22 protein-coding genes and 3 pseudogenes are annotated in these 22,326 nt (G+C 56.3%); 11 read left to right on the forward strand and 14 right to left on the reverse strand.

What is annotated here, in order from left to right; all coding sequences use genetic code 11:
- Positions 1-54: 54 nt before the first annotated feature.
- The 5 genes from KGB23_RS13985 (at position 55) to KGB23_RS14005 (ending at position 5,444) form a co-directional block, all read left to right on the forward strand.
- Positions 55-945, forward strand: a complete 891-nt coding sequence (locus tag KGB23_RS13985; protein WP_223431508.1) for a LysR substrate-binding domain-containing protein — start codon at positions 55-57, stop codon at positions 943-945.
- 16 nt (positions 946-961) lie between these two features.
- Positions 962-2,341: a threonine synthase gene (thrC, locus tag KGB23_RS13990; RefSeq protein WP_223431509.1), complete on the forward strand. Its 1,380-nt coding sequence runs from the start codon at positions 962-964 to the stop codon at positions 2,339-2,341.
- A gap of 22 nt (positions 2,342-2,363) precedes the next feature.
- Positions 2,364-2,801 (forward strand): Lrp/AsnC family transcriptional regulator, encoded by a 438-nt coding sequence (locus KGB23_RS13995; RefSeq protein WP_223431510.1) that lies wholly within the window; start codon positions 2,364-2,366, stop codon positions 2,799-2,801.
- A 176-nt stretch (positions 2,802-2,977) separates the two neighbouring features.
- Entirely contained in the window at positions 2,978-4,027 is a 1,050-nt protein-coding gene (locus tag KGB23_RS14000; RefSeq protein ID WP_223431511.1) for a homoserine dehydrogenase, read from the forward strand.
- Positions 4,028-4,031: 4 nt separating this feature from the next.
- Complete coding sequence (locus KGB23_RS14005) at positions 4,032-5,444, forward strand: aldehyde dehydrogenase family protein (RefSeq protein WP_223431512.1); 1,413 nt, start codon at positions 4,032-4,034, stop codon at positions 5,442-5,444.
- Between the two features lie 131 nt (positions 5,445-5,575).
- Here the strand turns inward: KGB23_RS14005 and KGB23_RS14010 are convergent, their stop codons facing one another.
- From KGB23_RS14010 to KGB23_RS14020, 3 genes are all read right to left on the reverse strand, one after another.
- Entirely contained in the window at positions 5,576-6,118 is a 543-nt protein-coding gene (locus tag KGB23_RS14010; protein ID WP_223431513.1) for a histidine phosphatase family protein, read from the reverse strand.
- A 71-nt stretch (positions 6,119-6,189) separates the two neighbouring features.
- A complete protein-coding gene (locus KGB23_RS14015; RefSeq protein ID WP_223431514.1) occupies positions 6,190-7,257 on the reverse strand; it encodes an SDR family oxidoreductase in 1,068 nt (355 codons plus the stop codon).
- A 3-nt stretch (positions 7,258-7,260) separates the two neighbouring features.
- Entirely contained in the window at positions 7,261-7,680 is a 420-nt protein-coding gene (locus KGB23_RS14020; RefSeq protein ID WP_223431515.1) for an ester cyclase, read from the reverse strand.
- 116 nt (positions 7,681-7,796) lie between these two features.
- On the opposite strand from KGB23_RS14020, the gene KGB23_RS14025 reads away from it, so the two are divergent.
- The 3 genes from KGB23_RS14025 to KGB23_RS14035 all read left to right on the forward strand — a co-directional run bounded on the left by KGB23_RS14025 (position 7,797) and on the right by KGB23_RS14035 (position 10,222).
- Entirely contained in the window at positions 7,797-8,702 is a 906-nt protein-coding gene (locus tag KGB23_RS14025; RefSeq protein ID WP_223431516.1) for a LysR family transcriptional regulator, read from the forward strand.
- Between the two features lie 61 nt (positions 8,703-8,763).
- Positions 8,764-9,513, forward strand: a complete 750-nt coding sequence (locus KGB23_RS14030; RefSeq protein ID WP_223431517.1) for a hydroxypyruvate isomerase family protein — start codon at positions 8,764-8,766, stop codon at positions 9,511-9,513.
- Positions 9,514-9,670: 157 nt separating this feature from the next.
- Positions 9,671-10,222, forward strand: coding sequence for a DinB family protein (locus tag KGB23_RS14035; RefSeq protein ID WP_223431518.1), 552 nt, complete (start codon positions 9,671-9,673; stop codon positions 10,220-10,222).
- Positions 10,223-10,282: 60 nt separating this feature from the next.
- On the opposite strand, the gene KGB23_RS14040 is transcribed toward KGB23_RS14035, so the two are convergent.
- The 5 genes and pseudogenes from KGB23_RS14040 to KGB23_RS14060 all read right to left on the reverse strand — a co-directional run bounded on the left by KGB23_RS14040 (position 10,283) and on the right by KGB23_RS14060 (position 14,358).
- Positions 10,283-10,912 (reverse strand): LysE family translocator, encoded by a 630-nt coding sequence (locus tag KGB23_RS14040; RefSeq protein WP_150655587.1) that lies wholly within the window; start codon positions 10,910-10,912, stop codon positions 10,283-10,285.
- 154 nt (positions 10,913-11,066) lie between these two features.
- Positions 11,067-11,489: pseudogene (locus KGB23_RS14045) on the reverse strand (efflux RND transporter permease subunit); the annotation flags it as partial.
- 1,431 nt (positions 11,490-12,920) lie between these two features.
- Entirely contained in the window at positions 12,921-13,730 is an 810-nt protein-coding gene (locus KGB23_RS14050; protein WP_223431519.1) for a DUF2092 domain-containing protein, read from the reverse strand.
- Positions 13,731-13,901: 171 nt separating this feature from the next.
- A pseudogene (locus tag KGB23_RS14055) lies at positions 13,902-14,027 on the reverse strand (transporter); the annotation flags it as partial.
- A gap of 120 nt (positions 14,028-14,147) precedes the next feature.
- Positions 14,148-14,358 (reverse strand): annotated as a pseudogene (locus KGB23_RS14060) (hypothetical protein).
- A 199-nt stretch (positions 14,359-14,557) separates the two neighbouring features.
- Here KGB23_RS14060 and KGB23_RS14065 point away from each other — a divergent pair.
- Entirely contained in the window at positions 14,558-15,379 is an 822-nt protein-coding gene (locus KGB23_RS14065) for a MinD/ParA family protein (protein WP_223431520.1), read from the forward strand.
- A gap of 633 nt (positions 15,380-16,012) precedes the next feature.
- Here KGB23_RS14065 and KGB23_RS14070 read toward each other — a convergent pair.
- The 5 genes from KGB23_RS14070 to KGB23_RS14090 all read right to left on the reverse strand — a co-directional run bounded on the left by KGB23_RS14070 (position 16,013) and on the right by KGB23_RS14090 (position 20,387).
- A complete protein-coding gene (locus KGB23_RS14070; RefSeq protein WP_223431569.1) occupies positions 16,013-16,246 on the reverse strand; it encodes a hypothetical protein in 234 nt (77 codons plus the stop codon).
- 167 nt (positions 16,247-16,413) lie between these two features.
- The gene (locus KGB23_RS14075) at positions 16,414-17,412 is read right to left on the reverse strand and encodes an NADP-dependent oxidoreductase (protein ID WP_223431521.1); all 999 of its coding nucleotides are present in this window, start codon (positions 17,410-17,412) and stop codon (positions 16,414-16,416) included.
- A 45-nt stretch (positions 17,413-17,457) separates the two neighbouring features.
- Entirely contained in the window at positions 17,458-18,327 is an 870-nt protein-coding gene (locus KGB23_RS14080) for an alpha/beta fold hydrolase (protein ID WP_223431522.1), read from the reverse strand.
- 96 nt (positions 18,328-18,423) lie between these two features.
- Complete coding sequence (locus tag KGB23_RS14085; RefSeq protein ID WP_223431523.1) at positions 18,424-19,212, reverse strand: SDR family NAD(P)-dependent oxidoreductase; 789 nt, start codon at positions 19,210-19,212, stop codon at positions 18,424-18,426.
- A 74-nt stretch (positions 19,213-19,286) separates the two neighbouring features.
- Positions 19,287-20,387 (reverse strand): alkene reductase, encoded by a 1,101-nt coding sequence (locus KGB23_RS14090; protein WP_223431524.1) that lies wholly within the window; start codon positions 20,385-20,387, stop codon positions 19,287-19,289.
- A 167-nt stretch (positions 20,388-20,554) separates the two neighbouring features.
- On the opposite strand from KGB23_RS14090, the gene KGB23_RS14095 reads away from it, so the two are divergent.
- Together KGB23_RS14095 and KGB23_RS30425 are read left to right on the forward strand one after the other, a co-directional pair.
- Complete coding sequence (locus KGB23_RS14095; protein ID WP_223431525.1) at positions 20,555-21,154, forward strand: TetR/AcrR family transcriptional regulator; 600 nt, start codon at positions 20,555-20,557, stop codon at positions 21,152-21,154.
- Positions 21,155-21,281: 127 nt separating this feature from the next.
- Entirely contained in the window at positions 21,282-21,341 is a 60-nt protein-coding gene (locus KGB23_RS30425) for a hypothetical protein (protein ID WP_411741499.1), read from the forward strand.
- A 54-nt stretch (positions 21,342-21,395) separates the two neighbouring features.
- Here the strand turns inward: KGB23_RS30425 and KGB23_RS14100 are convergent, their stop codons facing one another.
- Positions 21,396-22,274 carry a LysR family transcriptional regulator gene (locus KGB23_RS14100; RefSeq protein ID WP_223431526.1) on the reverse strand — a complete coding sequence of 293 codons (879 nt, stop codon included), beginning with the start codon at positions 22,272-22,274 and terminating at the stop codon, positions 21,396-21,398.
- Between the last annotated feature and the right edge of the window lie 52 nt (positions 22,275-22,326).

The raw sequence follows: 22,326 nt of genomic DNA on the forward strand, positions 1-22,326 counted from the left end.
TCGACGGGATGGGCAAGTGTGCTCGGTGGAGGGGGCGTCCAAGAGGTTCAAGCCATGAAGCAAAAGACGCTACCCCCATTGAACTGGCTGCGGGCATTCGAGGTGTCTGCCCGCTGTTTGAACTTCACCCATGCTGCCGAAGAACTGTTTTTGACCCAGGGGGCAGTCAGTCAGCAGATCCGCCAACTGGAAAGCCATCTTGGGGTGGCACTGTTCAAGCGTTTGCCCCGTGGCCTGGGACTGACCGAGGAAGGCCAGGCATATCTGCCGGTGGTGCAGGATGCGATCACGCGACTGGCCGTGGGGACCAACGAGATTTTTGGTCAGCACAAACGTCGGCCGATCAAGGTGCGTGGCAGCCTGGCGTTCTTCGTGCATTGGCTGGCGCCCAAACTGGCGGGGTTTAGCCAGGCGCATCCGCATGTCGATATCCGCTACATCAGCAATATCTGGGTAAAGGAGCTGGACGGTGAGGATGACATGGAGATTCGCTGGGGCCACGGTCAATGGCCTGGACTGGTGTCGCAGCGCCTGACCTGGGACACGCTGTTCCCGGTCTGCTCGCCGGACCTGATGGCAAGGTCGCCGCTGACGGTCCCCGCGGACGTGTCGCACCATCCGCTGTTGCATGTTCTGGGCTACGAAGAGGGTTGGGGTTACTGGTTGAACATGGTCGGTGCGGACACCGTCGACTTCTCGACCGGCATGCAGTTCGACACATTGATCTCGACTTTGCGCATGGCCGAGTTAGGGCAGGGGATCGCCTTGGCGCGGTCCTCGATGGTGGAGGAGATGCTTCAGGATGGACGGCTGGTCGAACCCTTTACCCAGCGTATCGAAGCCAGCGAGTCTTTTTACCTTGTGCGCGGTTCCGGGGCCGAGCAACACCCCGACGCAGTGATGTTTTCCACCTGGCTGGTCGAGCAGGCACATCGTTTCAAATGAATGGCCGGAGCCAACCATGCGTTATGTGAGTACCCGAAATTCGGCCGTGCAGGTCGACTTCGAACAGGTCGTATTGTCAGGCATTGCCGAGGACGGTGGGCTGTTCGTACCGCTCGAACTGCCGCTGTTCGAATCGCAGGACATCGCCAACTGGTCGACCTTGCCCTATGACGAACTGGCCTACAGGGTGATCAGTCCGTTTGTGGGAGAGGCGATCCCCGAGACAGACCTCAAGCGCATGCTTAAAGAGGCCGGCAGTCAATTCAGCCATCGTTCCCTGGCGCCCTTGCATCAGGTCGATCGTAACGAGTGGGTGCTGGAGCTGTTCCACGGGCCGACTCGCTCCTCGAAGGATTTTGCCGCGCAATTGCAGGCACGGCTGGTGCCGTATTTTCTGCGCAAGCGCGGGCGTCGCGGGGTGGTGATCGGCGCCACCAACGGCGATACCGGGCTGGCGGCCGTCGAGGCGTTCAAGCACTGCGAGGAAACGCTCGTGGTGGTGTTTTACCCGGAGGCGGGCGTGCCTCAGGACCAACTCCAGCATCTGCAAGCAGCGGCGCACCCAAGGGTTCATCAGTTCGCGGTCAACGGCAGCTTCGACGAGTGCCAGACCATCGTCACCCGGCTGTTCCGACAATGGCCGTATGCGCATTACGAGGTGATCAGTTTCAACTCCAGTAACTGGGTCAGTGTGTTGGCGCAACTGGTGTTTTACTTCCACGCCGTGTTGCAACTGGGAGGCGGCCAGCGACCGATTGGTTTCAGCGTACCGGCGGCGAGTTTTGCCGAAGTGTATGCAGGCTACATCGCGCAAAAAATGGGCCTGCCGATTACCCAGATGATTGTTGCAACCAACCAGAATGACGCCTTGCATCAGTTGTTTCAGAAGAACCACTACAGCAGGTCACGAGCCAACAAGACGCTTTCGCCTGCCATGGACCTGTCGATCTTTTCCAATCTGGAACGGTTCCTTTGGGAGCTCTACGGGCGTGACGCCCAAGCGGTGTGTGCCCTGATGGAGGGGTTCGAGTCCAGCGGCGAGATGGTCATCGCCAACGAGTTCTGGTTGCAGGCGCGGATGATCATCGACTCCTACGCAGTCAGTGATGAGCAGACGCTGACGGAAATCACCTCGTTGTATCACGACACCGGTTACGTCATCGATCCGCACACGGCCACTGGCGTGCTGGCCGCCAGGTTGTATCGGCGAAGCCTGGTGGCGCCAATGGTGACCCTGGGGGAAATCTCACCGGTCAAGTCGGCGGCACTGCTTGGCGAGTTGGGCATCAGTGTGGCGGGGCTGCAACCTGCGGTCGCGACGCAAGGACAGGCGCAGGTTTACCGGATTCAACCGGACGATCTCGACACCATCCATGAGCTGCTCGGCGCGCTGTAAAGGCACGCCAACAGGAGGCCACGTGAAGCGAATTCTGGACCCTCTCGATGAACACATCATCGCGGAATTACAGCTCAATGGCAGGGCTGCACACGCCGAGCTGGCGGCCAAGGTCAATCTGTCACGCAATGCGGTGCGCCAGCGGATAGAAAGACTTGAACGCGACGGGGTAATACAGGGATATACGGTACGCACGGGGGAGGGGCGACAAGCCACGTCGAACATCAACGCGGTGATTTTCGTTTACCGCTACGACCGGATGCGGGGAGCGGAAGTGTTGCAAGCGCTGCGGGCAATTCCGGAAGTCATCCAGTGCGATGTCATGAGCGGCGAGTTCGACCTGATGCTGCGCGTGGGTGCTGCGAGCCCACAGCGGGTGCATAAGGTCTGGACTGAAATTGCCGCGTTGCCCGGGGTGGAAAACACCGTGACCTCCTTCGTGCTGTCGTCTGTCGTATAGCCCATTTTCCGTACCGCTAAAAGCCAACGTGTGTTGGCTTTTTTTATGCCTGAAGCTTTGTCCTGACACTGGTCAAAACGCCCATAAAATAGAGCAAATTGGCCTATTTCACTGCCCTGGGCCCAGCCCTAACCTAGTGCCCAACAACCCATCACCCGGATCGAGGGCATAACAAAATGACTGAATACAAATTGGCGCTGGTTGGCTTTGGTGGCGTTAACCGGGCATTGGCTCAGCTGATTGCCGAACGTAACGAACAGTGGAAAACAGAGCTGGGTTTCACCCTGAAAATCGTCGGCGTGACTGACTTGTTTCTCGGTTCGGTGATTGGCCGCGAAGGGCTGGACGCCAATGTTCTCGCCCAATTGCCGGCCGTCAAAGGTGCTTTGGCGCAACTGTCGGGTGGCGACGTCACAGCCCTCAATGAAGCGGTGATCAAGGGTTCTGGCGCGGACATTATTGTTGAAGCCACGTTTACCAACCCGGTGGACGGTGAACCGGCGACTTCGTTCTGCCGTTGGGCGCTGGAGGGCGGCAAGCATGTCGTCACCACCAACAAAGGCCCCATCGCCTTGCACGGCGCCGAGCTCAAGGCACTGGCTCGACGCAAGCATGTCGCCTTTGAATATGAAGGCTCGGTCATGAGCGGCACGCCGGTGATTCGCCTGGCCAGGCAGGCGCTGGCGGGCAGCTCCATTGTCGGCTTTGAAGGAATTCTCAACGGCACGTCCAACTTCGTGCTGACCAGCATGGAAGGCGGCCTGGGGTTTGCCGAGGCTGTCAGCAAGGCTCAGGAGCTGGGTTACGCCGAAGCCGACCCGACGGCAGATGTCGAGGGTCATGACGTACGCCTGAAGGTGGTGATCCTGGCGAATGAACTGCTGGACGCGAAGCTTACGGTCAGCGACGTCACGTGCAGCGGCATTTCGTCCCTCAGCCTTGGCGACATCGAAAAAGCCCGGCAGAGCGGCGCTCGCTGGAAGCTGATCGGGTCGGCGATGCGCCATGCCGACGGCTCGATCAGTGCCAGTGTCGAACCGCGGCTGTTGAACAACGACCATCCGCTAGCCAGTGTTGGCGGCGCGACCAATGCGGTGTCGTTTACCTCGCAACTGCTCGGTGCGGTAACAGTTTCGGGGCCGGGAGCCGGGCGCACGGAAACAGCGTTTGCGCTGCTCTCGGACATCATCAGCATCCATCAATCCATTGCACGTAACCAGGAGTAAGCCTGTGAAATTATCGCGCCTGGTTCTGGATGTCGTGGAGCCGCCCATTGAAGTCTTTAACGCCTATGATGGTTCCGTCATTGGCAGCGTAACGAATGTCTGTGCGTCGCAAGTTCCGAAGTTGTTGGAGACGGGACGCAGTGGTGCACTGGCGTGCGCCGCGTTGGCGCGTCATCGTCGGGCTCGCATTCTTGAGCAAGCCGCAATCAACATCGAACGTGATGCCGGTGTGTTTGCCAGGCTGATCGTCGACGAGGCCGGGAAGACCCTCAAACAGGCGGAAAAGGAGGTCAAACGCTGCGTCAACACCCTCAAGCTATCGGCCGAGGAGGCCAGGCGCAATGCCGGGGAGGTGGTGCCTTTTGACGCTTATGAAGGCTCCGAATCGCGTCAGGGCTGGTTTTCCCGTGAACCGCTGGGCCTGATCGTTGCGATCACGCCGTACAACGATCCGTTGAACCTGGTGGCGCACAAGCTCGGTCCGGCCATTGCGGGCGGTAACGCGGTGATTCTCAAACCCTCCGAGCTCGCGCCATTGTCGGCCATTAAACTGGTGTCTTATCTGGTCGCTGCAGGCTTGCCTGAATCAGTGGTCACAGTCGCCACCGGCGGCGCGGAACTGGGCAAGGCGTTGGTCGCCGCCCGTGATGTGCGGATGATTTCCTTCACCGGCGGTTTCGTCACCGCAGAGCAGATTGCCCGCACGGCCGGGTTGAAGAAACTGGCCATGGACCTGGGCGGCAATGCGCCGGTAATCGTCATGGGCGACTGCCGCCTTGAGGCCGCTGTCGAGAGTTGCGTATCCGGAGCCTTTTGGGCAGCGGGGCAGAACTGCGTAGGCACTCAGCGCTTGCTGATTCAGGCGTCGATTTATGAAGCGTTCCGAGAGCGTTTTGTCAGTCAGGCCCGTGCGCTTGTGGTCGGCGATCCATTACTGGCCGTTACCGATATCGGCCCCATGATTACTGCGCAAGCCGCGCAGAATGCCGAGCAAGTGGTGAACGAGGCCTTGCAAGAGGGCGCCACGTTGCTCTGCGGCCATCGGCGTGAAGGATCGTGCTATGCCGCCACCGTGTTGGAAAGCGTCGATCACGCCAGTCGACTCTGGCGCAATGAAGTCTTCGCTCCGGTGGTGGTACTGCAATGCTTCGAGAGTTTCGATGAAGCCATCGCGTTGGCCAATGAGCCCGAATACAGCCTGCATGCAGGGATTTTCACCAATGATCTGGCAACCGCGATGAGCGCGGCACGGAGGATCGAAGCCGGGGGAGTGATGATCAACGACTCTTCCGACTACCGCTTCGATGCGATGCCGTTTGGCGGTTCCAAGTACGGTAGCCTGGGTCGGGAAGGAGTGCGTTTTGCCTACGAGGAAATGACCCAGCCCAAGGTGGTGTGCCTTAACACGTTGGGTTAGTCGATTCGCGGTAAATGGATGGCATTGGGTCGGTTTGGTCACCGGCCCAATGCGTTTTGCTGAAGGGGGAGAAAGAAGAAGTTGAATATTGCCACTGAGCTGATAATCGCCAGGAAAGCGTCTGGCGCCTCTTACACACCGCCGTACTGATACACGGTCGCACTCCAATACTGGCTGCCGTTACGTTTTTGGCGAGCCCATCCGTCGGCCACCAGTTGATTGGCGATCATTCGATTCATAAAGCCATGACCGAGCAGCAGAACCGGTCCATCGCTGGCAAGGGACTGCAATCGTTTAGCTGCCGTGCTGGCGCGGATCCTCGCAGTGCCGGCGGATTCGACATTGCGTGAGTAACCGCACAGCCATAAGACCCGAAGGATAAATGCCCAGGTAAACGGCGATAGCCGTGGCAGTTTCCAATGACCCCAAGGTAGTTGTGCTTCGCAGAAAAGTGCGTCGACCAGTGCAGGCTTCAGGCCGAGCGCCTGGACGGAGGTCAGCGCACGAGGCGCGCTGCTTGAAACAATCACCGTGGCGGTTGCGGCGAGTTGCATACTGGCTTGCGGAACCGGGTGGTGGGTAATTTCGGATCGGTTGTATTGCTCGATCCAGTCTTTCATTTCGAGCGCTGAGATTTTGTCGGTTGCGGCCAGTTTTGGCTGGCCGTGACGCATCAGGATTATTTCCCTGTTCAAAACTTTACGTCCTTGTTCTGGTGTGTGGTAAATGACCAAAAGGTGCGGTTTCAGTTGTCGAGCATGACGGATGAGCTTTTTTTCTTCGAGGCACGCGTGCTGTGGTTTTCAAACCAGCCGTGATCACGGTACCACGCCACGGTATCAGTGATTGTCAGCTCTAGCGCCCGGAAACTCAGGCCAAGCTCCTGTTCACTCTTGCGGTGGTTGAAACAGGTGCGGTCCTCCTCTCGTATCAACAGGCGCAACGTGGCCATGCTCAGCAGAATAGGCTTGCCGGTAAGGCGCGCATAGATCTCCTGCACAGCCGCCAAGGTGTATAGAAAGGGGAGCGGTAGTTGTCGAACGGGTGTCTTGACGCCCGCTATACGTCCTAGAACAGGGACCAGCTGACGCATCGTCATATGCCGGCCCGCCGCGAGATAGCGCTCACCTCGTCGGCCATGTTTGGCGGCCGCGATCAGCGCCCATGCCACATCACGGGCATCGACAACGGAGAAGCTGCCAGGGATCAGCCCGGGCAACTTGCCGTTCACGACATCGTTGACCAACTGTCCCGAGGAGGTCGGGCCAATGTCGGCAGGACCCCACATCCAACCGGGCAGGACCATGCAGGCATGCATCTCGGGATGTGCTTCCAGGAACGACAAGACGACACGGTCGGCGAGGATCTTGCTGCGGTAGTAGTCATCCGCGTCGGCGTCGGCCCGCAGACATGTCTCATCGATGGACGAGCCAGGTGCGCCGTCAAGCACGGCAATGGAAGACGTATGGATGAATCGTCGTATACCGGCGCGGTAAGCCTGGTGGATCAGGTCCCGCGTACCGGCGACATTGATCTTTTCGAGTTCCTTCCAGTGGCTGCCGCCCTTGTAGTTGTCGCGAAAGAACGCCGCGGTGTGAAACACCGTATCGCAGCCTTGCAGCGATGCTGCGAATGCGTCGACATCGGCCATGTCACCAACGACCAGCTCCACACTTGGCAGATTGTTGAACTGCTGTTCACCCTTGGCTCTTGAACGGACCAGGGCTTTGACCGCGTAGCCACGAGCGACCAATTCACGCACAAGGTTGTTGCCCAACAAGCCGGTTGCACCAGTAACGAATGCGCTGTGCATGGCTCAACCCTCAGCCGGATAGGCTAACGGCATCAGCACCGCACTGTCGAAGAAGGCCTCTTCACGAATGGCCAGGCCGTTTTTGAAGGTGAAATGTGCGGCGTAGTGCGCGGTAATATGGCGTCCATGAGGTGGAATCACCCGGCCTGGCAGCACCAAGGGTGCGGCGAATGTGCCGGTCAGGAAGGCAGTCAGCGCCAAACGATCGTTACCGACGGCGAATGGGCTGAAAATTACTTGGGCATCGGGGAGCGCTTCGAACAATGCAATCTCTCGTTTGCGCATGGCTTCGCGACCGGTTTGTATCCCCGTGCCATCGAGGTAGATGAAGTCTTCGCAAACCAGCGCAAGCATCGCCTCCACATCACGGCGATTGAAGGCACTGGCGGCGCGTTCCGCATAGTCTTTGGGTCCAGTAGTCATGCAGTCCATTCCATTCGTTTCGAGGGCCTGTAGATATACCTTTGAGGCCTCTCCCGAAAAACAGCGACTACTGCATAATGGCTTTGCACATATGCAGACCAGGGAGGACAGGACGCATGGCGTTGCAAGCAAATTGGGACGATCTTCGTCTGCTGTTGGCAGTCTCGCGGCGTGGCAGCTTCCTTCAAGCTGGCCAGTTGCTAGGTATCGCGGCGTCTACCGTGTCCCGCCGCCTGACCCAACTTGAGGTCGCACTGGGCGAGCCACTCGTCGAGCGGGGCGTTGAAGGATGCTGGTTGACCTCGCGGGGCCAATCCCTCGTGGAAGTTGCCCTGGCTGCGGAAGCTGGCTTGAGGCGTCAAACCGCTGCTGGCTTATCCGAGCTACACACAGCGCTATTTGGCAGTGTCCTGGTCAGTGCAGGAGAGGGGTTCTCGACTTGCGTGCTGGAGGCCGCGAGTCGTTTCACTTCTCTGCACCCGCGTTGCTCGGTGGAGTTGATGGTAACAGCCGACTTTCACAAGATCGTCCGCGGCGTGGCAGACATTGCTGTACGTACAGCTCATCTGGGTGAGCCGTCGCTGATTTATCGACCAATAGGCCGGCTCGCCTACGGTGTCTTCGCTGATGCAGGTTATCTGAAGCGGTTTCCAGGGGTGACCCCGGCCACGGCGGTCAATATTGCCTTGCTTCCCCCGCTGGACATGTTGCCGCAAATGCGTGCGGCAAGGGCCGGTGGTCTGGACCGCGCGCAGATCAGCGTGAACTCGTTCGCCGTGCAGCTCGAATCGGTGAGGCGAGGTATGGGGGTGGCCGTACTGCCCCGTCTACTGGCGAAGGATCTGATCGGGTTGTTCCCGGAACTACACCTTCCAGATATGGAGGTCTATCTGGTGACCCGGCCTCAGGCATTAAAGCAGGCCCACATCAAATGTTTTTTTGCCATCCTGGAGCAGGTGCTGCTCGAAGCCCTGTCCATGGAAAATGTCGAAGGTTTAGGGGGACCACTTCCGATAGTGTAGTGTTGGAGCTACAAAGGATGTTCCAGGCTTTTCGTTTCTTTCCAGGATGGATGTTTACCCAATGCTCAAGTTCAATGCTCATCTCGGTTTTCAATTCAATGAGTTGCCTTTTCTTCAACGCATCGAAGCCGCCGCTGCCGCTGGATTTCGGGCGGTGGAGTTTCCGTCGCCCTATGAATTCGACGCCAGTCTCCTGGCCGACCACTTGGCTCAATACGCTCTTCCTCTGATTCAGTTCGCCGCACCGGCGGGTGTCACTAAAGGCATTGCTGCCCTGCAAGGCAAGGAAGAAGAGTTTCGCGCTGGCCTGGTCCAGGCCGCCAGTTATGCAAAGGTGCTGGCTTGTTCGGATGTCCACATCATGTCTGGAATTACGACGCAGGATGAGGCTGCGCTTATCTTCGGGAGCAACCTGGAGTATGCAGTCAAGTACTTCGAAGATCAGGGGTTGCGGCCCCTTATCGAAGTGATCAGTTCGAAGGAGATGCCGGGCTATTACATGTCTGACTTCAGCAGGGCGCAACAGGTGCTGGAGACCTTCCCGAGTGTTGGGCTGATTCTCGATCTTTACCATGCCCAGCTTTTGACCGGAGACGCAGCAGATGTTCTGGCTCGATTTTATGACCGAACTGTCCATGTGCAAATTGCTGACTGTCCGGGTCGTCACGAACCGGGAACGGGGAGCATCAACTTTGCTGCCTTGTTCGCGGCGTTGGAGCAGCGTGGCTACCCAGGATGGATCGGCTGTGAATACCGTCCTTCCGGCTCTACCGTTGCGAGCCTTGACTGGATTAAGCAGCTAAGGACTTAGCACTTGCGGGCACGAGTTACCCTGATGCACTCCTCTGGCGGAGAAGTGCCAGTCGTGGCTCTGATTATGAGAAAACACTTTTTCAATACCCGGCAATAGACTGGGTTTTGCGATGAGCGTGGAGCGCTTGTCAAAGACCCACTCAAAGGATGAGCACATGAGCCGTACCGGCCATATCTGCCTGATGGCAACCTATAACAAATGGATGAACGAAAAGATCTATGGAGCAGCCAGGTGCTTGTCCGATGATGAGCTCTCAGCTGATAGAAAAGCGTTCTTCAGGTCGATTCTCGGGACGCTAAACCACGTGGCAGCCGGAGACACTGTGTGGTTAAAGCGATTCGCCAAACATCCAGCGAACCACTCGGCATTGGAACCGGTGAGGCGACTTCCTGATCCGAAAAACCTTGACCAAGCGTTGTTCTCTACTATTCGAGAACTCTCAGTGTATCGAGAGAGGCTTGATCAGATAATCGTCGAGTGGGCTAACTCTATTACAGAGTCCGATCTAGACCATACCCTCCATTACGCCAGCTTGAAGGGTGTAGTGTCCGACAAGGACTTTTACAGCCTGGTGATGCATTTCTTCAACCATCAGACTCATCATCGTGGCCAGGTTACTACGCTGCTTTCACAGGCTGGTGTCGACATAGGTGATACAGATTTGGTCGTCCTCATCCCATCCCGATCCGGCGGGGGCTTTCGCTAACCCACCCGGATCTTTTTCCAGCGCACCCGATGCGCCAACCGAAAACGGCCCGGTTTAGCGTTACCCTTCGACGGCCATGCGCGTGGCCAAGCCTGCGAGGACCGTCCCCATCAGCCAGCGCTGCACGGTCTGCCACACGGGCCTGCTTGCGAGGAATGTCGCAATGGAGCCAGCCATGACGGCAATCAGGGCGTTGACGCTCACGCTAATGACGATCTGCGTAAAGCCAAGCACGATGGATTGCGCCAGCACGCTGCCGTGGTCGGCGGGGTTGATGAACTGGGGCAGCAGCGACAAATACATGACTGCGATTTTGGGATTCAGCAGGTTGGTGACAAACCCCATCATAAACAGCTTGCGCGGGCTGTCCTTGGGCAGGTCGCGCACCTGGAATGGAGAACGGCCGCCGGGCTTGACCGCTTGCCAGGCCAGGTAGAGCAGATAGAGTGCGCCGCCAAGTCGCAGGGCGTCATACGCATAGGGAACCGCCAGGACCAGGGCTGTGATGCCCAATGCGGCGCAAAACATATAAACGACGAAACCCAACGCCACGCCACCCAGGGAAATCAGTCCGGCCATTCGTCCCTGGCAGATCGATCGCGAGATGAGATAGATCATGTTCGGGCCGGGAGTCAGCACCATGCCGAGTGAAATCAGGCCGAAGGCAAGCAGGTTGGACAGTTCGGGCATGGCGTAACTCCTGAAGGAAGAGATAACGTATTGGAAGCTCCGCAAAATCTGCATAAAACGGTTTTCGCGATCTCTGAGGTATGAACCTGGATGGAGCGGACGATAGTAGGGCGGCCAAAGGGAGAGCGTTAGATACAGATTGACTGACAAAACGTCATACAGCGAAGCTCACCGGCAGGGTGCCAGCGGCCGTCTGACGACCCACCTTGAACCATGCGGCGTACAACGCCGGGACGAAGAAAATCGTCAGTAGCGTCGCCACGGTGAGGCCGCCCATGATCGCAATTGCCATCGGTCCCCAGAACACACTGCGCGTTAGCGGGATCATTGCGAGCACGGTAGCCAGCGCCGTCAGCATCACCGGACGGGCTCGGTGAATGGCGGCATCCAGCACAGCATTCCACGGGTCACGCCCTTCGGCGATCTCGGTTTGTACCTGATCGATCAGGATCACCGAGTTGCGCATGATCATGCCACCCAGTGCGATGATGCCCAGGATTGCGACGAAGCCCAGCGGCGACTGGAACACCAGCAGCGCCGGCACTACACCAATCAGGCCCAGCGGTGCGGTCAGCACGAATACTTTCGCGGTAGTGGTCGGTTTTTATTTCATTACTGCCAATACATCGAGTTTGTCATGTGAACCTTCTGAATCAGTCAAAATTCTCGACCAGGCATTTGACCTCGTTCGTCATCTGCGCCTGATCACTCTAGCCGTGGGTGGGTTGGAAATGGTGGGGATCAATCGTTGGCCACTGCGCTGTCGTTGACCTATTCCAGCGGAATACTGCTGCGATTCAGAGGCTACAAGGTGGTGGGTGGCTGCCTGCTTATACAGACCGTGGGCATGCTGCTGATATGGCTTGCGCCGATTCCTGCGCTGGCCAGGCGGGTTTCTAGTGGTGCTCTGCCTATGTTGGCGGAAGGGCCGTCTACGCGATTAATACCGCTTGCTGCGCACGCCTGAGTTGCTGGAGCAGGCCGAGTGGGCCGCGAAGTCGGCGGCCTATGATGCTTTGGTGAATCAGAAACAGGGAATTGTGTTCGATCGGCAGGACACCGGAGAGGGATGCTGCTGAAAAGTCGCTGAAGCGTGCGCGAAGCGACATGAATCCACAACAACCTTCAGCAACATTCCAAGGTCCAGATGCAGCGAAACCCGCACTGGGCGGGCTTCGTTGTTGTCTCAAATGGGCCGGGCGCGTTTGAACTGGCCTGTATTTCCCCAGTAATCATTGGGATTGACGTGCGTCATTGACTCAAGGCATACACAGGGGCATACACGCTGCTGGCTGCAGTGCCGTGTCAGGCAATAAAAATTCCCCGTGATGAGCGTTCCTACGGCCATAGCCTCAAATCACATTGCTGCAATGGATCGTGACGCGTAATGCTGGCGGTTGGAGTCCTCGTTGAGCATCTGAACCGAAGCGATTACCGCGCCTTGGCTTCCCGCTCTCAGATGGGAAAAGGAGGCTTAACCAAACTTAACAGCTCACGGGCACGAGGCTAAGCCACTCTCGACCAATAAATACGGGCATTTAATCCGAAATTTCGGTGCGTTTGTAGGTGGTTAACATTAGCAATTTGTTCACCTTCAACTTTTTTACTTGTCTGATGGAAACACTATTTCCTGCTTGCGTTTGCCGGCGTACTCGGCATCGGCGAAAGTCATTTGCTTCATCGGGAAACTCGGCGGGTGGAGTCTGGGTATTTTGCCAAAATCAGGAAGTCTTCTTCAGGGTTTCCCTAGAGGGGGGCATCATTGATGGTCCCCCTTTTTTGTCAGGGCTCGACGAGAAGGAATCCCGTTGGAACGTGTCTTAATTTCGCCGTGCTGTGCGCCTCGCTACGCCGGCAACACTTACGGGTGTGAGTGGACGCCCGACCACAGCCTCTGCCTGGGGAATCAAACTGTGTACTCCAGGGATCGACAAGGTCTCTCCCAGCTCCAGCGCGCACATCAGAACGAATCCAGCCAGAAGAAAGCCGCATGATTTCATCAAGAGGTTCATTTGGTTTTTCCTCGCACAAAGTTGCTCGGTAAGTCCTCGGCGTTGGGCAGGTCTTTCAACTCGATTTTTTTGGCATTCGTTGAGTTATTAAAAGCGAAATCTTCAGGTGCAACGGCATCGCCGCTTTTCCAGTCGCTTAGCTGAATGCTGTACTGCGGACCACCGGCAACCTTTTTTGACGTAACGGAGTAACGGCAAGGGTAGGGCCGCTCGCCCTGGGCAATCCATATTTGCCAATCCACCTCTTTCTTCCTGAAAGCCAGGTGATCGCATTCGACACCGCCAATAACACCGCTGCCCAAGTCTTTGATGTTGGTCACGTCTGCCATCAACTGATCTTGAGGGTCTGACATGAACAGGTCAGCGCCGGGAAGTGGCCTGTCGTATTTATCCCGCAGTACATCGAACAGATGGTCAAGCGTGCCCGGAACTTCGATCTGCGTGTAAATGTTTTTACCTTTACCAATCAACGTGAGCGTCTTGCCATCAAACAACATTTCCATGTCTGCAAAGCCGCTGGAACGTGTAGTGTGCAGCTTGTCAGGCCGGTTGATCGACGTAGCACCGGAGCCTGCCAGGGCCAGTCTTTGCTGATCTTTAGTGACCACTTCAAGAATGGTGTCATAGTTGAACGATATGTTTTTTTGCGCTGACATGTAGTCGGACATGTTCTTGAGTTGGCTTTTGGCATAGGCCTCATCGGCATGTGCCGCTTGAGTTATGCCCAATCCGGCGATTAGGGCAAGTCCTGCTCCAGTAATGCGGGCTACGGAGGGGATGATCAATTTTCGGGCGATCTTATCCATTGCAAGTCACCGCTATATGTATGCCGGGGTGGCAGTACGAATACATAACGCTAGTCGCATCATGATTGCTTCGCCGTATTTTGCCCGACCATTCATCCGGTCTCAGATTCAAAGCGTTCGTTGATAGCAGAAATCAGCACGCTCGAATCTGACAGTCGCACCGGTTAAAAGCGCCAGACGCCAAGTGTCGCCCATTGGGTTGTCAACCGTACGGTCCTTGTCGTCCACCGCCGATGAATCATAGGCCACACCAATGTTCACCCGCAGTTTAGGCGTGAGCTGGTTCTGGGCGCCGATGGGCAGGTATCATGTGTCTTTTTACTTGGCAAACGCTGAAACAAACTAGCTGATCGCCTTTGTCACAAAGGTAGTGAGCCCGCTCATATCTGTTGCTGGCCGATTTCTGCCTGTGAGCGATCACTCCGGCGTCATCAGTGCCGCGAGCGTCATCTTGATGAACTCTTCATTCTTGTCGATCGCTTCCAAGGCGCCACGCACATTGCCACCGACCTCGGTTGCTCCGCGTTGCTCGACCTAAAACATAAGCTCCATGATGGCAGCCTCCAGGGCGAGCTGGTTTTTCGTTGATCTTGAACAGCAGGGAAGGGAACAGGTCTGAATTCGGCATAGGCGATTACTCGGAGGATGAGGGCATCGCAGCAGTGGCCGTTCTGGTTCGCGTGATTGCCATGTAGTGGGTTACAGCGTTTCTGGTGATTCTGTGCTACAGCTAGGGGCTACGTGTCTGTACTTTTCAGTTACAGTTGCGTATCCAGGAATAGTTAGCGACTACTTGCAAGCGTTGCACATGGAAGGGAATCAAAAACATGGATGGTTTGCGTTCTGTACAAGTTATCGCCGTGACCGGCGGAAAGGGCGGCGTCGGTAAGACGACTGTGGCTGTGAATCTTTCATTGGCGCTGGCGAAACTTGGAAGGCAAGTCGTATTGCTTGATGGCGATCTTGGCTTGGCGAATATCGATGTCCTGTTGGGGCTTTCCCCACAGTACACGCTTGCCGATTTAATCGAAGGTCGCTGTGAGCTATCCGATGTACTTTTGCGCGGTCCGGGCGGGATACGAATCGTCCCCGCGGCTTCAGGCTTCCAGAGCATGGTGCATTTGTCTCCGGCTCAGCACGCAGGCCTGATCCAGGCCTTCAGTGAAATCGGTGACAGTCTCGATGTGCTGGTGATTGACACAGCTGCGGGCATCGGCTCGTCGGTGGTCAGTTTCGTCCGGGCGGCCCACGAAGTCTTGCTGGTGGTCTGCGACGAACTGACCTCGATCAGCGATGCCTACGCACTGATCAAACTGCTTAATCGTGATTACGGAATGGACCGTTTCCGGGTGCTGGTCAATATGGCGCAGAGCCCGAAGGAAGGTCGCGCGCTGTTCGCTAAATTGGCCAAAGTCACCGATCGCTTCCTCGACGTAACCCTGCTGTATGTGGGAGCGGTTCCGTACGATGAATGTGCGCGTAGGGCAGTGCAGAAGCAGCGAGCAGTCTACGAACACTTTCCGCGCTCCAAGTGCGCCCAAGCATTTCAGGAAATCGCTTTAAAGGTCGACGCTTGGCCTTTGCTGGCTACCCCCAGAGGGCATATGGAGTTCTTCGTTGACCGACTCGTCCATAATTCGAGAAGGTGACATTTCTCTCCCGGCCGTATGAGTGGTGCGAATGTGGTGTCCGCTTATGCCTAGTAAGCCTGGAGGCGCTTTTGTTGGGTCGGCTTGCGCAAAACCTCCTCTGGAAGCCGCGTGTTTCCGTTTGCATAAGCACAAAAAAGCGGGTGTTTTGCTACCCTTATAAGTGGCTCTATTCGTTTAGAAACAATAGGTTAGACTGCCACAGCCCCCAGCATGGGGTACTAGTGCATTAAGGCCAGCGTGGTACTTGGCAGAAAACAGTCAGGAGCAAACTATTCGCGGCATCTTGTATCATCAGTCTGGAGCCAAACAATGCCATGGGTGAAGATCCGATGGCGATTTACTGTGTTCCATGTACTCGCACCTTTTCCAACGTGCCTGCTCATTCTCGCCATAGTTGCAGCATCGCCTTAGCGGATAGGTCTTACAGTTCTTCAGCTTTTTATGGTTGCTTGGAGGAATGGGGTCAATGGCTGGGTTCAAAAGAAGCCTAGTTTCCGAATCACGTAGCTGTTGGAGCAGCCTCTCGCTCTCCTGGCGGCAATATTTGGCATTCTTAACCATTTGGGCAATGGGGCGTAGGAACACGATTTTCGTTCTGGTTCTGACCATCAAACCTGCTCCATACCGTTCTTACACAACCTCGGTCGATAGCAACCATCCCGGCGCAATCATCACCGCGAGCGTCATCTTGATGAACTCTTCGTTCTTGTCGATGGCTTCCAGGGCTCCGCGCACGTTGTCGGCGACATCGGCCGATCCGCGCTGCTCAACCCAATCGGAAAGCTCCAGGATGGCGGCCTCCAGCGCGAGTTGGTTTTCGTTGATCTTGTACAGCAGGGAGGGGAGCAGGTCTGAATGTGGAATCGCAACTCCTCTGTTTTGAGGACAGCGTAGCATCGCGTTACATGAAGGATGTTTAACGATCGGCAGGACGCCGGAGGAGGGTAAAAGCGGGTTAGTTCTGGAACAGCATCGGAATGCCAAGACATGCTGCTCAACCTAAACTCTCGTCACAGAGTGGCGGCAGTTAGTTATTGTATTTTAATGATGACCTTGCCTTTTGATCTCCCTTGCCCGACATAGCTCAACGCCTCGGCTGTCGATTCGAAAAGGAAAGTTCGGTCGATCACCGGCTTTATAATGTCGGACTCGATGAGCGCCGTTATCTCATCCAGCTGGGCACCACTGGCACGCATAAATACGAACGCGTAGCTGACGTTACGCTTGCGAGCTTTTCTGCGGGTACCGCTGCTCAATAAACGCATCACCAAACCCAATCCCCAAAACAGTTTTTGCTCTTCAGCGAACTGTGGAGTCGGCGGCCCCGAGATGGAAATGAGCTGTCCCCCAGGCTTCAGAATGTTGAGCGACTTTTCCAGTTCATCAGCGCCCAAGCTGTTCAATACGACGTCGTAGTCCTGCAAAACGGTTTCGAAGTTTTGCTTCTTGTAGTCGATGACAACGTCCGCTCCCAGCGCTTTAATCCATTCAACATTGTTTGTGCTCGTGGTAGTCGCAACGAAGGCGCCCAGATGTTTGGCGAGCTGGATGGCGATGGTGCCGACACCACCTGAGCCGGCGTGGATAAAGACCTTCTGGCCTTTTTTCAGCCTGGCGGTTTCAACCAGCACTTGCCAAGCCGTCAGCGCAACCAGTGGGAGGGATGCGGCCTCTTCCATGCTTATGTTTTTAGGTTTCAACGCGAGTGCGTCTTCGTGCACCGCAATCAGCTCGGCGAACGTGCCTATGCGCTCCTGAGGAGGGCGTGCGTAGACCTCGTCACCTGGCCTGAAGCGCCGCACAGCTGAGCCCACACCAACCACCACCCCAGCCAGGTCATTGCCCAGTATCAAAGGGAATGAATACGGCAAGATCAGTTTGAATTCGCCTGTACTGATCTTTGAATCAAGCACGTTGACGCTTGTGGCATGCACTTGAACCAGGACGTCATGTGCACCCACCTCTGGCGCGGGCACCTCGGCGATACGGCCATTATTCTTGCCGTAACGGTCGATTAGAAATGCCTTCATGTTGATTCAACTCTCATAGTTTCAAATGGGAATGGCCGAACACGCTCAGGCATCCAGGAATACCGTTGCCTTGGCCACGAAGTCGGCATGATGTTGGAAAATTCCGCCATGCCCTGCGTCTTCGTAAATGATCAGGTGTGAATTCGGGATCCGGTTTGCCAAGTCGGTAGAGTTCTTCGTGGGCACCATGATGTCGTTGTCACCGTTCGCGATTAGCGTCGGTATCTGTATGCGACTGAGATTTTGTGGGGGTTGTCTGCCCCATGCGTGAATGGCTTTCAACTGCCGCAAAAAAGCGGTTGGCGTTGGATTTTTGTCTCGATCTTTCCTGCGCTCCTTCAGGCGATTCAGAAAGTCCTTGGCGGCTCGCCGGCCATTGACCGTAGAGGTGAAGAATAGGTAGGTCTTTGGATCGCGCAACGTCAGCAAACCTTTAAGCATCAATGGCCATGACACGGACCAGACCTTGTCGATGCCGCTACCGCCAGCAGGCCCTGTACCGGTCAGAATCAGTCTGCGCACCAGGTCAGGGGCGCTCAGAGCAATTTCCTGGGCCACGAATCCTCCGAGTGAAAAACCCAGCAGGTCGACCTTTTCGAACCCCAGCGCACGAATCACAGCAATGGCATCGTTTGCCATTTCGCTGACCGTCGCAGGGGCGATGCCATCTGAGGCACCGATTCCCCGATAGTCAGTGGCGATGATGCGCCTGGTGCTTGCGAGCCCATCCATGATCCGTGGGTCGAAGTTGTCCAGCACTGCGCCCCAATGGTTAAGCAGAACGAGCGGCAACTCACCCTTAGGGCCTATGTCACGGTAAGCGAACGCTGCTCCTTCGACCTTGATCCATTCGTTCGCTGCATTTACGAACTTTGTGCGCGATCCGGGATGAAGTTTGGTGTCTTGAATATTCATGTTTGTCCCGTGATGCGGGTCGAAAAGCTGCAAGTGAGACTGTGTTGCAGGCGCTTTTAAATCGAGTGCTGCGTACCAGCGCCTGCTGCACGATGATTACGCTTTGGCTTGATAACGCTCGGCGACATCGGATTGCCTGATCTGCGACAGCAAGCCCTGACGTGCACCCTGCAATGCATCCCAACGGGCGGCGTCCTGCAAGGGTGGAATGGTCACGGGCTCGCGACGATCAAAACCGACCAGCGCCGCATCGACCAGATCACCCACTTCCATGATTTCACTGAGGGTGTTGATGTCGATGCCCGCTCGCTCCCAGATTTCGGTGCGAGTGGCTGCCGGCAGAACGGCTTGCACATAGACGCCTTTGGGCGACAGCTCCAGGCTCATACCTTGAGAAAGAAACAGTACAAACGCCTTGGTCGCGCCGTAGACCGTCATGCCGAACTCAGGTGCCAGGCCAACAACCGAGCCTATGTTGATAATCGCTCCGTCCCCGGCTTGTGCCAGGCGTGGGGCGATGGCGCTGGCAAGCCGTACCAGAGCGGTAGTATTGAGCGTGACCAACTGAGCAACGCTGTCGGTGGATTGTTCGATAAAGCTGCCGGATTGTGCGGCACCTGCATTGTTCACCAGGATGCCAATACTGGCGTCGTCGCGCAGGCGCGCCTCGACCGTGGTCAAATCGCTGATTTGGGTCAGGTCAGCCTGGAGAACATCAATGGTGATGTTGTGTTTCTCACGCAGCCGCGCTGCAAGAGCATCCAGCCGCCCTTTGTCGCGGGCAACCAGTACGAGGTCGTGCCCGCGCTGTGCAAAGCGCTCGGCATAGGTAGCGCCGATGCCAGTGGAGGCGCCGGTAATGAGAACGGTGGTAGGGATGCTCATGAATTGATCCTCAGTTTCGGATATCGATAGGCGAGTCATGCGTGGTGTCCGGAGGACGTGCGCAGACCTGATTTTTAGCCGTGCCGGGTACTGGATTCAGCAAGGGTTGGGTAGTCGATGTAGCCTTCTGCACCGCCGCCATACAGGGTCGCAGGATCGAATGCCGACAAAGAGGCAGCGGTTTTAAGGCGCTCCACCAAGTCCGGGTTACCGATGAAGGGACGTCCAAAGGCGAACAAATCAGCCTTGTCATCGTTGAGTTGAGAGGTGGCCAAATTCACGTCGTAGCCATTGTTCGCGATGTAAGTGTTTTTGAAGCGTTGGCGCAAAGAACCAAAGTCGAAGGGCGCAATATCGCGTGGCCCGCCAGTCGCGCCTTCGACCACATGGAGGTACACAATGCCCAAGGCATCGAGTTGGTCGACAATGTAGTCAAACTGGGCCTGCGGTTCGCTGCTGGAGACACCATTGGCTGGCGAAACTGGCGATATACGGATGCCTGTGCGTTCTGCACCGACCTCGGCTACTACCGCCGCCGTCACTTCCAGCAGTAGGCGAGCGCGGTTTTCAATCGAGCCACCGTAGGCATCGGTGCGGATATTGGCACCGTCCTTGACGAACTGATCCAGCAAATAGCCGTTTGCGCCGTGGATCTCTACGCCATCGAATCCCGCAGCGATGGCATTTGCCGCCGCTTGGCGAAAATCATTAACGATCCCGGGAAGCTCGCTGATATCAAGCGCTCGCGGCTCTGAAACGTCCACGAAGCTATTATTGACGAATACTTTTGTTGCAGGACGGAGAGCGGAGGGTGCTACCGGAGCGGCACCGTTCTCCTGCAGGTCAACGTGCGATACGCGTCCGACATGCCACAGTTGCAGGAAAATTCGTCCGCCTTTTGCGTGGACGGCATCGGTGACCTTGCGCCAGCCATCAATCTGCGCCTGCGTGTAGATACCGGGCGTATCCTGGTAGCCCTGTCCCTGCTGCGAGATCTGCGAGGCTTCGGAGATCAACAGGCCTGTAGAGGCTCTTTGGCTGTAATAGGTTGCAGCGAACTCGCTCGGGACGAAGCCTTCTCCCGCACGGTTACGCGTCAGCGGAGCCATCACGATTCTGTTGGAAAGTGTCAGCGAGCCGAGCGTGTACGGCTCAAATAACGTCTTATCGTTCATATCGTTTCCATACTCGTTGATTAATGAGGGCGACATGCGCCGTGTCAGGGAAGATTCGCGTTGGCGTATTTATGATGTCGATCATACTCAAAGATGTCAACGCTTTTGATTATGATCGACATCAGAGTATGATGAGGGCATTGCTTTGAGATGCAGAGGCACAGGAAATGAAGATCACCAAGGCGCAATCACTCGCCAATCGAGCTCACATCGTTGAGACGGCTTCAGAGCTGTTTCGCGAGCGTGGCTACGATGGCGTGGGGGTGGCGGAGCTAATGGCTGCAGCCGGTTTTACGCAAGGAGGTTTCTACAAGCATTTCGGCTCCAAGGCTGATCTGATGGCTGAAGCGGCAGCGAACAGTCTTTCGCATTCGCTGACCAGTTCCGAAGGTCTCGACGTTGCTGAATTCGTCGATCTATATGTATCGAGGGATCACCGAGACGGCAGGGGTAGCGGTTGCACCATGGCGGCCCTTTGTGGAGACGCTGCGCGTCAATCAGATGAGTTGAAGGCCACCTTTGCCAGCGGGGTAGAAAGCACGCTGGCAGCGCTCGAAGAAATGAACAAAGCGAGGCAAGACGCGCCGCAGGATGGGGGACGGGCAAAAATGATCAACATGCTGGCGCATGCAATCGGTGCAGTCATGTTGTCGCGCGCCTGCCCAGATGATTCTTCTCTGGCTGATGAAATACTAGAGGTTTGCCACGCTGAGTTAATTGCGTCATTGCCGTTGTCGCCAGTCAGTGAGCCGCAGGGGAACGCATAGATGGACGCACTTAAATAGGGTGTTGGCTCCATTGGCGATTAGATCAAGTTGCCTAAGACGTGCAGTGCAGATCTTGATCATTTAGCCAGGCATTGAAAGTGGTGCGAGAAATGTTGTCGTTGAGACAATGGGTGGGAATCACCGAACCTTGAAAGAGTTGGTGGAGAGCTACGGCTCTGACTCGTAGCGTCCTGGCTCAGCATTGCCCCGGAAAGTAGGCACCCTCTTCCGTGAACGATATTCAGCAGTCTCTCAACTTCGCCCAAAATTCTTCAGCGGATTGGCTGATAGGAGCCGTTGGACGCGTGAGGTGAATTTCCAAGGGGATATCCCAGCTTTCATCAAGAGCTCGTACAAGACGTCCGTCGGTGACTTCCTGTTCGGTTAGGCTCCTTGGTAGCCAGGCCACACCTTTGTTTTCCAGGGCCATGGACATCAGTACCGCAGCGAGGTGACTACTGAATAATGGCTTGAGGTGAAGGAAATCCTCCTTTCCATTAAGTCGATGAGCCACGATGCGGCCCAATCCGGACTCTTGGGTATACGCCAAGTACGGCAGCGATGCGGGCGCACTTCCAAAGTCGGCAGAAGCGCTCGCCAGTGGAACGAGAACATCCTCGCCGACCTTTTTGCCTATGAACTGATCAGGGGCCAACAGCGGTGGAACATCCGGGTGGCGATGACAAAGCAGGAACTGCACCTGGCCCTGAGTCAGCATCTGCTCACAGACCGCCATGCTATCGGAATGCAGTCGCACAGCCTCAATGGGGGCGCCGTTTTCCGTGCTTCTTAGCCACCTCGGGAAGAACGTGAATGATAGCGAATGGGTCGCAGCGAATTGCAGAGTCTTAGCAGCCATTCCCGCTACTTCCTGGGCTTCACTTCGCATTCTGTACAAGCGCCTGGCAGTCTCTTGGGCACTTGGCAATATCTGCTTCCCAGCCTCTGTCAGCGTTGCACCTTGTGGCGTGCGAATGAACAGCTCAACACCCATCCAGTTCTCCAGTGAACGGACTCTGCGGCTGAACGCAGGCTGAGTAACGTGGCGCGCTTCAGCCGCGCGAACAAAGCTGCCGTACTCCGCCAACGCTGAAAAGTCTTCGAGCCAAACGAGTTCCAAGGGCAATGCCTCCTGTGCATAGGGCGCGGCATTAATAGCATTGGGCGGGTGT

The sequence above is a fragment of the Pseudomonas sp. GL-B-26 genome, from assembly GCF_019947405.1.
Classification (GTDB): Bacteria; Pseudomonadota; Gammaproteobacteria; order Pseudomonadales; family Pseudomonadaceae; genus Aquipseudomonas.

Bases quoted from the DNA above. Each gene is read 5' to 3' on its own strand.
- KGB23_RS14085 (WP_223431523.1), bottom strand. From the start codon at position 19,212: ATGAGCATCCCTACCACCGTTCTCATTACCGGCGCCTCCACTGGCATC.
- KGB23_RS14090 (WP_223431524.1), bottom strand. From the start codon at position 20,387: ATGAACGATAAGACGTTATTTGAGCCGTACACGCTCGGCTCGCTGACA.
- KGB23_RS13985 (WP_223431508.1), top strand. From the start codon at position 55: ATGAAGCAAAAGACGCTACCCCCATTGAACTGGCTGCGGGCATTCGAG.
- KGB23_RS14065 (WP_223431520.1), top strand. From the start codon at position 14,558: ATGGATGGTTTGCGTTCTGTACAAGTTATCGCCGTGACCGGCGGAAAG.
- KGB23_RS14035 (WP_223431518.1), top strand. From the start codon at position 9,671: ATGAGCCGTACCGGCCATATCTGCCTGATGGCAACCTATAACAAATGG.
- KGB23_RS14050 (WP_223431519.1), bottom strand. From the start codon at position 13,730: ATGGATAAGATCGCCCGAAAATTGATCATCCCCTCCGTAGCCCGCATT.
- KGB23_RS14095 (WP_223431525.1), top strand. From the start codon at position 20,555: ATGAAGATCACCAAGGCGCAATCACTCGCCAATCGAGCTCACATCGTT.
- KGB23_RS14080 (WP_223431522.1), bottom strand. From the start codon at position 18,327: ATGAATATTCAAGACACCAAACTTCATCCCGGATCGCGCACAAAGTTC.
- KGB23_RS14075 (WP_223431521.1), bottom strand. From the start codon at position 17,412: ATGAAGGCATTTCTAATCGACCGTTACGGCAAGAATAATGGCCGTATC.
- KGB23_RS14030 (WP_223431517.1), top strand. From the start codon at position 8,764: ATGCTCAAGTTCAATGCTCATCTCGGTTTTCAATTCAATGAGTTGCCT.
- KGB23_RS14010 (WP_223431513.1), bottom strand. From the start codon at position 6,118: ATGCGTCACGGCCAGCCAAAACTGGCCGCAACCGACAAAATCTCAGCG.
- KGB23_RS14025 (WP_223431516.1), top strand. From the start codon at position 7,797: ATGGCGTTGCAAGCAAATTGGGACGATCTTCGTCTGCTGTTGGCAGTC.
- KGB23_RS14015 (WP_223431514.1), bottom strand. From the start codon at position 7,257: ATGCACAGCGCATTCGTTACTGGTGCAACCGGCTTGTTGGGCAACAAC.
- KGB23_RS14000 (WP_223431511.1), top strand. From the start codon at position 2,978: ATGACTGAATACAAATTGGCGCTGGTTGGCTTTGGTGGCGTTAACCGG.
- KGB23_RS14020 (WP_223431515.1), bottom strand. From the start codon at position 7,680: ATGACTACTGGACCCAAAGACTATGCGGAACGCGCCGCCAGTGCCTTC.
- thrC (WP_223431509.1), top strand. From the start codon at position 962: ATGCGTTATGTGAGTACCCGAAATTCGGCCGTGCAGGTCGACTTCGAA.
- KGB23_RS14040 (WP_150655587.1), bottom strand. From the start codon at position 10,912: ATGCCCGAACTGTCCAACCTGCTTGCCTTCGGCCTGATTTCACTCGGC.